This is a genomic window from Bifidobacterium sp. ESL0763, assembly GCF_029433395.1.
In the GTDB taxonomy this organism is placed as follows: domain Bacteria; phylum Actinomycetota; class Actinomycetes; order Actinomycetales; family Bifidobacteriaceae; genus Bifidobacterium.
Genome location: NZ_JAQTHW010000002.1, coordinates 1,394,199 through 1,406,413, shown reverse-complemented (window position 1 = coordinate 1,406,413; position 12,215 = coordinate 1,394,199). Strand labels below are relative to the sequence as shown.

The following is a 12,215-nucleotide window of genomic DNA, read 5'->3' as shown; positions in this document are numbered from 1 at the left end:
GCGCCATGCTGAATATCACGGAGGTCGACGAGACCAACCAGATGATCGAGCGCGAGAAGCTCGACGTGCGCACCATCACCATGGGCATCTCGCTGCTGGACTGCGCGGCGGCCGACGTGGACGCGGTCTGCCGGAACATCTATGCCAAGATCACCGACAAGGCGCGCCACCTCGTGGAGGTTGGCCGGCAGATCGAGCGCGACTTCGGCATCCCGATCGTCAACAAGCGCATCACCGTCACCCCGATCGCGCTGGTGGGCGCCAGCTGCTGCCATTCGCCGGAGGATTTCGTCAGGATCGCCCACGCGCTCGACCGCGCGGCCAAGAAGGTCGGTGTCGACCTGATCGGCGGCTACTCGGCGCTGGTCTCCAAGTCGATGACGCCCGCCGAGCGCATGCTCATCGAATCGCTGCCCCAGGCCCTGGGCACCACCGACATCGTCTGCTCGTCGGTCAACGTCGGCTCCACCAAGACCGGCATCGACATGGACGCCGTCGAGCTGCTCGGCCGCATGGTCAAAGCCGCCGCCTACGCCACGCGCGAGACCGACAGCGACGGATGCACCAAGTTCGTGGCCTTCTGCAACGCCCCCGACGACAACCCCTTCATGGCCGGCGGATTCCACGGCGTCACCGAGGGCGACGTGGTGGTCAACGTCGGCGTCTCCGGGCCGGGCGTGGTCTCCAACGCGCTCGACGCGGCCAAGGGTAAGGATTTCGAGTTCCTGTGTGAGACCATCAAGCGCACCGCCTTCAAGATCACCCGCGTCGGCCAGCTGGTGGCGCAGGAGGCCTCGAAGCGCCTCGGCGTGCCCTTCGGCATCATCGACCTGTCGCTGGCGCCCACCGCGGCCGTCGGCGATTCGGTGGGTGAGGTCCTCGAGAAGATCGGGCTCGACCAGGTCGGCGCGCCCGGCACCACCGCGGCGCTCGCGATGCTCAACGACCAGGTGAAGAAGGGCGGCATCATGGCCTCCTCCTACGTCGGCGGGCTCTCCGGCGCGTTCGTCCCGGTCTCGGAGGACCGCAACATGATCGAGGCGGCCAAGTCCGGCTGCCTGAAGATCGAGAAGCTTGAGGCGATGACCTGCGTGTGCTCGGTCGGCCTCGACATGATCGCCATCCCAGGCGAGACCAGCGCCGCCACCATCTCCGGCATGATCGCCGACGAGGCCGCCATCGGCATGGTCAACCAGAAGACCACCGCTGTGCGCGTCATCCCCGTCTACGGCAAGGGTGTGGGCGAGGTCGCCAACTTCGGCGGGCTGATGGGCTACGCGCCGATCATCCCCGTCAACCAGACCTCTTGCGAGGCTTTCGTCACCCGCGGCGGCCGCATTCCCGCCCCGATCCACAGCTTCAAGAACTGACGCCGTGTGCCTCTGTGCGGGTAAGTGTGTCGTGAAAAAAGTATCGGGTCGCTGATTGAAAATCAACGACCCGAACTCCAGAAAAAATAAAGGACGACAAAATAATAAAACGCCCTATGACAGAGTCCGACGAACCAGGTTTTGCAGATCCAAGCCCTGTTTCGAAGTGAACCGACCCAATCAATATGACCAACATATCATGTTGGTTTTCAATCTTCAAATATCCTGAAGAAATCTCCAATTTTCATCATTTCAGGAGCCTTTTGTTTGGTTGTTTTAGCAATTTCGGATAATTTCGATATTGCCGCGCGTACGCGGCGGGGGATCCCTGAACCGGAGAAACCAAAACGTGCGCGTGACCGGCCCAGACCATAAGGCTGGCTGGAGAAAAAGTAAAAGGAGTCCCCGATGGGATTCAAACAGAATAAAGAGCCCGGAGGTTCCGGGCTTCGCTGGCTCGCGGCAATAGTATTGCTCGCGATGGTGTCCAGGGTGGATCCGCTCTGGGAGGCTGCGATCCTCGCAGGTTGCCTGATGTTGGTGATCTGGAGGATTGAGTAGCGCCGGCGCCTTGTTTCCCTAGCGGGAAATGAGGCAGGGTCGGCGGCGGAGTAATCTGCCGCCGATTTCATGAATAGGAATAGTCAGGCTTACATTTTTTCAAGCCTCTGAAAAAATGTAAGCCAGCCAAAAATCAAAGAGGCTGAGAAAACGTTGGAAATCCAACGTTTTTAGCTCTCGGCATATGTTCGAAGCTGTTCGTTTGGCTCACATTTTTTTCGGCGTCGAAAAAAATGTGAGTCGCCCTCACTCGCCGCCCTTGAATCCGAGCTGCCTCCACGCCTCATAGATCGCGATGGACGCGCAATTGGTGAGGTTCAGTGACCGCAGCGAGGGCCGCATCGGCAGGCGCACCTGCTCGGCGACGTGCGGCCCCTCCATGATGTCCATCGGGTCGGGGATGTTGCCCGGCTCCGGGCCGAACAGGAGGATGTCGGTCGGGCGGTACTGCACGTCGGTGTAGAGCTTGGTGGCGTGCGCAGTGAAGGCGATGATGCGCGAATTGGGCATGGACTTCACCAGGTCGTCGAAGTCGGGGTGCAGCACCACGTGGGCCATGTCGTGGTAGTCGAGCCCGGCGCGGCGCAGCTTGGTGTCACGCAGGTTGAAGCCGAGCGGCTCGATGAGGTGCAGGATCGTGCCGGTCACGGCGCACAGGCGGATGGCGGAGCCGGTGTTGCCGGGGATGCGCGGCGAGTAGTAGCACAGGTGCGGCGTCACGGTCTTGGCCTCGCTGGCGTCCTGGGCGCTCATCATCGCGTCGACCACGCTGATCGGGTTGCCGTGCGCGTCGGTCACCAACTCGTCCGGCCCGTAGTTGGACTTGCGGTAGCCGTACTCGTACATGTCGGTGACCTTGTTTTCGGGATTCTCGGCGTTTCCGGCCGTTTTCGCAGTGTCTGTCATAGTCTCAAAATTATCTCCGCGAAGCGACACCGCGGCCGTAGGGGCATATGGGTTGTATCCGTGCATGATGCACATGGCGTCGAAACCTTCCCGGCCTTGCATTTGTCGCGCGCAGTGGGCATGGGGCTACAAATGCGAGGTTTGGGGTTGCTTGACCTTGCATTCGTAGCGCGTGACCGTCATTTGGCTACGAATGCAAGGCCTGAGATTGCTCCGGCTTGCGTTTGTAGCCCGGGGCGGATGAAAGGCTACGGATGCGGTACGGAAGCGCTTGCCTTGGGTTGTTCGCGATGCCGGATTGGTGCCCATGGACTGGGTAGGTTGGTATGGCGAAGCCCGCCGATGTTGTCGACGGGCTTCGCCGGTTCCTATGCGGTCAAACCGCTCTGCGGTCTCACATCAGGCTCTCGTAGATTGCGTGGATCTCCTGGCGCGTGGGCTTGCGCGGGTTGCCGCCGGTGCACACGTCCTTGAACGCGTTGTCGGTCAGCCCGTCGATGTCGCTCTCCTTGGCGCCGACCTCGCTGATGGTGGTCGGATTGCCGAGGTCGACGGTGAGCTGGTGGATCTTCTGCACGGCCTCCTCGCGCACCTCGTCCAGCGGCTTGGTGTAGGAGTCGGGGTCACCGAAGGCGTGGGCGATGGAACGGTACTTCTCGCCGGTGAAGTCCTTGTTGTATTCCATCACGGGCGCGAGCAGGATGCCGTTGGCCACGCCGTGCGCCACGCCGAGCAGGCCGCCGAGCGCGTGGGCCATGCCGTGCACCAGGCCCAGCCCGACGTTGGAATAGGCCATGCCGGTGATGTAGGAGGCGTAGGCCATCTGCTCGCCGGCCTCCACGTCGCCCTCGGCGGACTTGGCGAGGTTGTGGGCGATCATGCGGATGGTCTGCAGCGACAGGCAGTTCGAGAGCTCCCAGGCGCCCGGGGTCACGAAGCCTTCGATGGCGTGGGTCAGCGCGTCGAGGCCGGTGGCGACCTTCAGGCCGCGCGGCATCGTGTCGGTGAGGTCCGGGTCGACGAACGCGACCAGCGGGATGTCGTGCGGGTCGACCGCGACGAACTTGCGCTTGGCGGCGGTGTCGGTGACCACGTAGTTGATGGTCGTCTCGGAGGCGGTGCCGGCGGTGGTGGGCACGCCGAAGATCGGGACGGAGGGGTTCTTGGTGGCGGCGGTGCCTTCCAGCGAGAGCACGTCGGCGAACTCGGGGTTGGCGGCGATGATGCCGATGCCCTTGCAGGTGTCCTGCGGAGAGCCGCCGCCCAGGCCGATCATGAAGTCGGCACCGGCGGACCTGAACTTCTCCACGCCGTCCTGGATGCACTCCACGGGCGGGTTCGGCTTGACGTTGCTGAAGATCTCGTAGGGCATGCCGGCCGCGTCGAGCACGTCGGTGACCTTCGTGACGGTGCCGGTCTCGAGCAGCACCGGGTCGGTGACGATGAACGCCTTGGTGAAGCCGTGCGCCTTGGCGACGTCCGGGATCTCCTTGATCGCCCCGCGTCCGAAGTACGCCTCCTGGTTGAAGATCATGCGATAGACCATTGCCTTCTCCTTCTCTTGCATGACTTGAATGTGAGGTAGGTCACAATAGTTTCGATTATAATGTCGCATTTTCGGTTTGCCGAGTTGGAATGTGAGCGCTCACAACGCAGTGGAGCCGTGGGCTGTAGCGGCGTCGGGGCACAATGGTCGGATGATTCGGGAGGATATGGATATGGCGAGATCCGGCGGCAGTCCGAGCGGGGTGGACGGCGGCTTGAACGGCGGCGCGAATGGCGGCTCCGGCACGAAGATCGGGCGACCCACCGAGGTGGTCGAGGGCTTCGACGCCGACGAGCTGGCGGTGATGAAGGACGAGCTCTTCGCTTGGTGGGACGCCAACGCGCGCGACCTGCCGTGGCGCTTCGGCCGCACCACACCGTGGGGCATCCTGATCTCCGAGGTGATGAGCCAGCAGACGCAGATGAGCCGCGTGGTTCAGTATTGGAACAGTTGGATGGAGGTCTGGCCCGACGCCGCGAGCCTCGCCAGGGCGAGCGCCGCCGAGGTCATCACCGCGTGGGGCAGGCTCGGCTACCCGCGCCGGGCGCTGCGCCTGCAGGAGTGCGCCAAGGTGGTGGCCGAGCGATACCGCAACGAGCTGCCGCGCACCTACGACGAGCTGGTCGCGCTGCCGGGCATCGGCGACTACACCGCCAGCGCCGTGATGAGCTTCGCGTTCGGCGAGCGCATCGCCGTCATCGACACCAACGTGCGCCGCGTGCTCTGGCGCACCTTCAAGGGCGAGGAGTCGCTCGGCGGCGCCACCAAACCGGCCGAGCGCCGGCTGGCCGAGGCGCTGCTGCCGCGTGACGCCCGCGAGAGCGTGAAGTGGAACGAGGCGCTGATCGAGCTGGGCGCGCTGGTCTGCACCGCCAAGAACCCGAAGATCGACGAGGATCCATGGGCCGGCCACAACCGGTTCTACGCCGCCGGCTGCCCGCACATGGGGGAGCGGCGCACCCGCCCGCGCCAGAGCTTCAAGGGCACCAACCGCCAGGTGCGCGGCATCGTGCTCAATGCGTTGCGCTCGCTCGCCGGCGAGGGCAAGTCGAGCCTGCCGCGCCCCGAGGTCGAGAAGCTCTGGGCCGACCGCATCCAGCTCGACGCCTGTATCGCCACCCTCGACGACGACGGTCTCATCGAGATCGCCCCCGACGGCTCCCTGCGCCTGCCCCGTTGAGGATGTGAGGCGCGAACTCGGCGCTGATTTCGCCGTCGTTCCGCTGCGGCGGGCGAAGGCGTGATTAGGGGTCTGCGTGAGGCCCTATTTTCTGTCTCACATGTTTTTTAGAATTACAACAGAAAACAAGCGGGTTGGTATAAGGCGGATTGCATGGGTTCCAAGGTTGTGAAGCTGTGTGTCAGACATATGACGATGCTATTGGTGGTGCTTGTGGCCGTGGCTTCACTGGTGATGTCTGTCTCCGTCGCTTCCGCTTCTTCGGTTACCGAAAAGAATCTGCCCAATGATTTGAGTCGGGGTGGGGTAGTGCCTGTAGTCTCTCCTGAAGGTACCTGTACGGCGGCGAACGGAACTTGGTCCGGCACAGGTGCGGATCAGATTGTCTGGGATTTTTCTCAGGACTGCACCTTCACCGTTCAGTCCGCACGACTTTCCCATTCACTGGACGACTATAAGCAGCTGCCTTGGTACGTGTACCGTACTCAGATCGTCGCGTTGCGCATACAGTCATGGGAATTCAGTGGTTCCGATCTCAATATGAATGGACTGTTCGAGGATCTTGCGACGATGATATCCGTCATAGGTCTCGAACACTTGGACGTCAGCCATGTAAGTAATCTGATGAATCTGTTCTGCGACGATTACGCATTGCAACGGGTGTCGGGCCTGAGCGGATGGGACACCTCCAACGTGACAGTGGTCCAGGGGGCGTTCGCGCGGAATTTTGTCTTGAACACACTCAATATATCCGGTTGGGACCTATCGAAGGTAACCAATTGGGCCGGTATGTTCGACGTGTGGGGTACTGGCAGGATTCCTGGATTGCACTTGCTGCGGCTCAAACAGGGACAGACGATTCCAGCGGATGCATTTAGCCATTACCAAGCCAACTGGAATGGCATCTCCTGGGTCTCCGATGACAGCACGTGGCATGGCCAACCCGCAGTCGACGGCGTCGGCGTGGCCGCGCATTCCGGACCGGCGTGGTACGGATTGGCCGGTATCCCGGTATCGGTTACCTTCGATGCCAACGGCGGTGCCGGCACCGCGCCCGGCAAAATTACCGGAACCTTTCCCGGCCCGGCGGTGACCATACCTTCCATTTCGGCCATCACGAGGCATGGATCCGGTTATCGAACGGATGGCTGGAGCTCGGATAATACTGCCACGCATAATGAATATGTGCCTGACCAGCAAGTGTTCCTGCCGTTGGACGACGTTGATACCACGCTCTACGCGGTGTGGAAGGCGCTGCCGGTGCCGACGGTGAGCGATGTGGTGCCGGTGGCCGGGGGCAATGGGCTGACCAGGACGCTGAAGGTCACCGGCACGGTGCCGGTCGGCTCCGACTGGGCCGCAACCGAATCCGCCGACAAGGTCGAGGTCGCCCCGGAGCGCGCCAGCGGTTCCAGCGCCTATCCCGTCTCCGCCGTGCAAGGCACCATCGACGCCGCGAACTGCACGTTGTCGGCATGCCCGTGGACGGCCACGTTCCCTGCCACGTCGTTCTTTGACGACGATGAGACGGGCCAGGGCGTGAGCTATGCCTTCAAGGCGAAACTCACGACGACCAGTGACGGCGATTCCACCGAATCGACCACCTACCCGACCAAGACAGTCGACGTGGTGCGTCCCTCGATCGAGACGTCCCCGAGCACTCTGGTCTTCGACAAGAGGAACCGCACGGTCAGCGGCAAGGTCTGGAGCGCCGATGGCGATTACCACCAGCCAAGCCGTTTGGGGGAGAGCGATTTCTCGGTGAGAATCGAATGGCCGGCTGGTTCCTCGCCGGCGTCGACGACCCTGAAGTGCGCGTCCGGCGTGGCCAGCGTCGATGGCGTCCCCTCGTCGGCGGCCGCGTGCTCGTCGTTCGCCAGCGGCCCGAACGCGGGAATGTTCAAGCTGCCCATCCCCTCCGGCGTGCGGTTCTTCGGCACCGCCGAGCTGATCGCCTACGACGCTCCCGCCGCCGGCACGATCACCCAGACCGGCGTGGGCGTGGACCATCCGAATGCCTCGGTATCCGTGCCATTGGACCTCACCGTTCCCAGAGTCACCTCCATGCCGCTGACCGGCGCGGACTGGCGCTCGCTGCTTCGCCGCTACCTGCCGCTCGCGCTGGCTCTTGCCATCGCCGCGCTCATCAGCGTCCGTGCCGCCAAATGGCGCCGTCGCGCCGATGCGAGCCTGCGGATCTGAAGCCCCGGGCGCCTTTGTGCCCGGGCGGCCACTACACTGGAAGCCATGACCAGTCAGCAACCACGCAAACGCGGCAAGAAGCGCAAGCCCAGCAAACGGCAGCAACGCATCTACCTGCGCCGTCGCATCGTGGTGGGCATCGTGCTGCTGGCGTTGCTGGCGTTGGTGATCTTCGGGCTCTACAGCCTCGGCCGTGGCATCGGCATGGTCAGCAAGAGCATCGGCCACTACGAGGAGCAGAGCGTCTCGCGCTCGCAGGCCAGCGCCAAGAAGGCGCGCAAGACCCCCCAGTGCGGCGTGAAGGACCTGAGGCTCGAGCTCGAGCCCAAGTCGCAGAGCGTCGACGTGGGCGGCTCGCTCGAATTCGACGCCACCATCGAGCATGTGGGCTCCAGGACCTGCCTGGTCGACGGCTCCAACGTCTCGCGCGTGCTCACCATCACCTCGGGCGACGACACCATCTGGCGCTCGGACACCTGCCCGGCCGACAAGCGCATGCTGCTGATGGCCAAGGGCGACAAGGACAGCCAGAAGATCACGTGGAACGCCAACCAGACCGGCGGCAAATGCGTCAGCGACGACCTGCTGCCCAAGGTCGACTCCGGCACCTACCACGCGCAGCTCACCCTCAAGGACCACGCGCAGGTCGTCAGCCGCCGAGTCCCCATCTCCGTGGACTGACGCGGGCGGCCCGGCGCCGACGAATCCGCCGTTTTCGCCCTGCCCGCAATGTCCAGCGGGGTGGTAAAATGTTGTATTTGCATAAGGTGTGTCATATTGCGGGCATGCTCTAACGACGAAGCGCCCGCGTAGTGTAGCCGTTTACGGGCGTTTCCTCGGGATGAAATTGAAGATCAAGCGAGCGATAAGGAACGTCCATTGGCTGAAAATAAGCTCAAGACGAACACCACACAAGTCATCGCACGCGCCGACGAGCACGACATCAAGGTGCATAAGGCGAGCGACCGTGTGAATTTCGGTTCCATCAGGGAACCCATCGATGTGCCCTACCTGTTGGGCGTGCAGACCGACAGCTTCGACTGGCTCATCGGCAACGAGCGCTGGAAGAAGCGTGCCGAGGCCGACATCAAGGCCGGCACCAACGAGGTCAACCACACCTCGGGCCTCGAGGAGGTCTTCAACGAGATCTCCCCGATCGAGAACTTCGCGCAGACCATGAGCCTGACCTTCTCCGACCCCTACTTCGAGGAGCCGCGCCACACGGTCCAGGAGTGCAAGGAGAAGGACTACACCTATTCCGCCCCTCTCTACGTCAACGCCGAGTTCGAGAACGGCGACACCGGCGAGATCAAGAGCCAGACGGTCTTCATGGGCGACTTCCCGCTGCAGACCCCGCACGGCACCTTCATCATCGGCGGCACCGAGCGCGTCATCGTCTCGCAGCTCGTGCGCTCCCCGGGCGTCTACTTCGACCGCACCCCCGACCGCACCAGCGACAAGGAGATCTTCGGCGCGAAGATCATCCCGAGCCGCGGCGCATGGCTCGAGTTCGAGATCGACAAGCGTGACGTGCTGGGCGTGCGCGTGGACCGCAAGCGCAAGCAGTCCGCCATCGTCTTCCTCATGGCCATCGGCATGACCAAGCCCGAGATCGCCAAGTCCTTCAAGGACTACCCGCTGGTGCTCGACGCCCTCGAGAAGGAGACCATCGAGACGCAGGACGAGGCCCTGACCGACCTCTACCGCAAGATCCGCCCGGCGGACACCCCGACCCCCGAGGCCGGCAAGAACCTGCTCGAGTCCTTCTACTTCAACACCCACCGCTACGACCTGGCGCGCGTGGGCCGCTACAAGATCAACCGCAAGCTGGGCCTGGAGGCCGAGCCGACCGACCGCAGCCTGAGCCGCGAGGACATCATCGCCACCATCAAGTACCTGGTGGCCCTGCACGCCGGCGACAAGACCTTCCCGGGGCGTCGCGACGGCGAGGACGTGGACCTGCGCGTCGAGACCGACGACATCGACCACTTCGGCAACCGCCGCATCCGCCAGGTCGGCGAGCTGATCCAGAACCAGCTGCGCACCGGCCTGAGCCGCATGGAGCGCGTGGTGCGCGAGCGCATGACCACCCAGGACGCCGAGGCCATCACCCCGCAGTCCCTGATCAACATCCGCCCCGTCAACGCGACGATCAAGGAGTTCTTCGGCACCTCCCAGCTCTCGCAGTTCATGGACCAGAACAACCCGCTTTCGGGCGTGACCAACAAGCGCCGTCTCTCCGCGCTGGGCCCCGGCGGCCTTTCGCGCGACCGTGCCTCCATGGAGGTGCGCGACGTGCATCCGTCCCACTTCGGCCGCATGTGCCCGATCGAGTCCCCCGAGGGCCCGAACATCGGCCTCATCGGCTCGCTGGCCACCTTCGGGCGCGTCAACCCGTTCGGCTTCATCGAGACCCCGTACCGCAAGGTCGTCGACGGCCACGTGACCAATGACATCGAATACATGACCGCCGACCAGGACACCGACCACGTCATCGCGCAGGCCAACCAGGAGCTGGACGACAAGGGCAACTTCGTCTCCAAGACCGCCCTGGTCCGTTCCGCCGCGGGCGAGGCCGAGGATGTGCCGGTCAGCCAGGTGGACTACATGGACGTCTCCCCGCGCCAGATGGTCTCCGTGGGCGCCTCCCTGATTCCGTTCCTGGAGCACGACGAGGGCCACCGAGCGCTGATGGGCACCAACATGCAGCGCCAGGCCGTCCCGCTCGTCCAGTCCGAGCGCCCGCTGGTGGGCACCGGCTCCGAGTGGCGCACCGCCTACGATTCCGGCGACACCATCCTGGCCGAGAAGCCGGGCGTGGTCAGCTACGTCTCGGCCGACATCATCCGCGTGGCCAACGACGACGGCACCCAGTCGAGCTACAAGCTCGCCAAGTTCCAGCGTTCCAACCAGACCACCAACTACAACCAGCGTCCGCTCATCCACGACGGCGAGCGCGTCGAGCGCGGCAGCGTGCTGGCCGACGGCCCCGCCACCCAGAAGGGCGACCTGGCGCTGGGCAAGAACGTGCTGGTCGCGTTCATGCCCTGGAACGGCTACAACTACGAGGACGCCGTCATCATCTCGCAGCGCCTGGTGAAGGACGACACCTATTCCTCCATCCACATCGAGGAATACGAAATCGACGCCCGCGACACCAAGCTCGGCGCCGAGGAGATCACCCGCGACCTGCCGAACGTCGGCGAGGACGCGGTGGCGAACCTCGACGAGCGCGGCATCGTGCGCATCGGCGCCGAGGTCGAGGCCGGCGACATCCTGGTCGGCAAGGTCACCCCGAAGGGCGAGACCGAGCTGACCCCCGAGGAGCGCCTGCTGCGCGCCATCTTCGGCGAGAAGAGCCGTGAGGTGCGCGACACCTCGCTGCGCGTCCCGCACGGCGAGACCGGCACGGTCATCTCCATCAAGGAGATCACCCGCGACGAGGCCGAGGACGACGGCGACGAGCTGCCCAACGGCGTCAACTCCATGATCCGCGTCTACATCGCCCAGCACCGCAAGATCACGGTGGGCGACAAGATGTCCGGCCGCCACGGCAACAAGGGCTGCATCTCCCGCATCCTTCCGGAAGAGGACATGCCGTTCCTGCCCGATGGCACCCCGATCGACATCATGTTGAACCCCCTGGGCGTCCCGTCCCGTATGAACCTGGGCCAGGTCCTCGAGCTGCATCTGGGCTGGATCGCCCACGCCGGCTGGGACATCAAGCTGGACCCGGACCTCGAGGCCGAGTGGAAGAAGTACGTGCCGCAGGGCGCCGAGCACGGCGAGCCGGGCACCCCGGTGGCCACCCCCGTCTTCGACGGCGTGCGCCCCGACGTGATCCAGGGCCTGCTGAAGTCCACCCTGCCCAACCGCGACGGCGACAAGCTCGTCGGCGAGGACGGCAAGGCGACGCTCTTCGACGGCCGCACCGGCGAGCCGTTCCCGAAGCCGATCTCGGTGGGCTACATGTACATGCTCAAGCTGCACCACCTCGTGGACGACAAGATCCACGCGCGTTCCACCGGCCCGTACTCCATGATCACCCAGCAGCCGCTGGGCGGCAAGGCCCAGTTCGGCGGCCAGCGCTTCGGCGAGATGGAGGTGTGGGCCCTCGAGGCCTACGGCGCCGCCTACACGCTGCACGAGATGATGACCACCAAGTCCGATGACGTCGACGGCCGCGTGCGCGCCTACGGTGCCATCGTCAAGGGCGAGAACCTGCCGCCGGCCGGCATTCCCGAGTCCTTCAAGGTGCTCCTCAAGGAGATGCAGTCGCTGTCGCTCAACGTCGAGGTGCTCAACGCCGACGGCGTGGCCATCGACCTCAACGACGCCGAGGACGACCCGGTGGGCAACTCGAACGATCTCGGCTTCAACATCGGCGCCCGCCCGGACGCCGCGGCCAAGGACGATCAGGCGGCTCCCCAGCCGGAGTACCGCTAGTCAG

Annotated in this window: 8 protein-coding genes; 5 read left to right on the top strand and 3 right to left on the bottom strand. The window is 64.1% G+C overall.

Going from position 1 to position 12,215, the window contains the following annotated elements; translation table 11 throughout:
- Nucleotides 1-5: 5 nt before the first annotated feature.
- A complete protein-coding gene (locus tag PT282_RS06455) occupies nucleotides 6-1,370 on the top strand; it encodes a PFL family protein (RefSeq protein ID WP_277168711.1) in 1,365 nt (454 codons plus the stop codon).
- A gap of 209 nt (nucleotides 1,371-1,579) precedes the next feature.
- Here the strand turns inward: PT282_RS06455 and PT282_RS06450 are convergent, their stop codons facing one another.
- The 3 genes from PT282_RS06450 to fucO all read right to left on the bottom strand — a co-directional run bounded on the left by PT282_RS06450 (nucleotide 1,580) and on the right by fucO (nucleotide 4,383).
- Nucleotides 1,580-2,002, bottom strand: a complete 423-nt coding sequence (locus tag PT282_RS06450) for a hypothetical protein (protein ID WP_277168710.1) — start codon at nucleotides 2,000-2,002, stop codon at nucleotides 1,580-1,582.
- 175 nt (nucleotides 2,003-2,177) lie between these two features.
- Nucleotides 2,178-2,837: a tRNA (cytidine(34)-2'-O)-methyltransferase gene (locus tag PT282_RS06445; RefSeq protein WP_277168709.1), complete on the bottom strand. Its 660-nt coding sequence runs from the start codon at nucleotides 2,835-2,837 to the stop codon at nucleotides 2,178-2,180.
- A gap of 394 nt (nucleotides 2,838-3,231) precedes the next feature.
- A complete protein-coding gene (gene fucO / locus PT282_RS06440) occupies nucleotides 3,232-4,383 on the bottom strand; it encodes a lactaldehyde reductase (protein WP_277168708.1) in 1,152 nt (383 codons plus the stop codon).
- 304 nt (nucleotides 4,384-4,687) lie between these two features.
- On the opposite strand from fucO, the gene PT282_RS06435 reads away from it, so the two are divergent.
- The 4 genes from PT282_RS06435 to rpoB all read left to right on the top strand — a co-directional run bounded on the left by PT282_RS06435 (nucleotide 4,688) and on the right by rpoB (nucleotide 12,211).
- A complete protein-coding gene (locus PT282_RS06435; protein ID WP_277168975.1) occupies nucleotides 4,688-5,563 on the top strand; it encodes an A/G-specific adenine glycosylase in 876 nt (291 codons plus the stop codon).
- Between the two features lie 153 nt (nucleotides 5,564-5,716).
- Nucleotides 5,717-7,765 (top strand): BspA family leucine-rich repeat surface protein, encoded by a 2,049-nt coding sequence (locus PT282_RS06430; protein ID WP_277168707.1) that lies wholly within the window; start codon nucleotides 5,717-5,719, stop codon nucleotides 7,763-7,765.
- A 45-nt stretch (nucleotides 7,766-7,810) separates the two neighbouring features.
- Entirely contained in the window at nucleotides 7,811-8,446 is a 636-nt protein-coding gene (locus PT282_RS06425; RefSeq protein ID WP_277168706.1) for a hypothetical protein, read from the top strand.
- Between the two features lie 198 nt (nucleotides 8,447-8,644).
- A complete protein-coding gene (gene rpoB, locus PT282_RS06420) occupies nucleotides 8,645-12,211 on the top strand; it encodes a DNA-directed RNA polymerase subunit beta (protein WP_277168705.1) in 3,567 nt (1,188 codons plus the stop codon).
- The last annotated feature ends 4 nt before the right edge of the window (nucleotides 12,212-12,215 follow it).

What these genes read in the sequence shown, in the direction of transcription:
- PT282_RS06430 (WP_277168707.1), top strand. Translation starts at nt 5,717, where the DNA reads ATGGGTTCCAAGGTTGTGAAGCTGTGTGTCAGACATATGACGATGCTA.
- PT282_RS06450 (WP_277168710.1), bottom strand. Translation starts at nt 2,002, where the DNA reads ATGAAATCGGCGGCAGATTACTCCGCCGCCGACCCTGCCTCATTTCCC.
- PT282_RS06425 (WP_277168706.1), top strand. Translation starts at nt 7,811, where the DNA reads ATGACCAGTCAGCAACCACGCAAACGCGGCAAGAAGCGCAAGCCCAGC.
- fucO (WP_277168708.1), bottom strand. Translation starts at nt 4,383, where the DNA reads ATGGTCTATCGCATGATCTTCAACCAGGAGGCGTACTTCGGACGCGGG.
- PT282_RS06435 (WP_277168975.1), top strand. Translation starts at nt 4,688, where the DNA reads ATGAAGGACGAGCTCTTCGCTTGGTGGGACGCCAACGCGCGCGACCTG.
- PT282_RS06445 (WP_277168709.1), bottom strand. Translation starts at nt 2,837, where the DNA reads ATGACAGACACTGCGAAAACGGCCGGAAACGCCGAGAATCCCGAAAAC.
- PT282_RS06455 (WP_277168711.1), top strand. Translation starts at nt 6, where the DNA reads ATGCTGAATATCACGGAGGTCGACGAGACCAACCAGATGATCGAGCGC.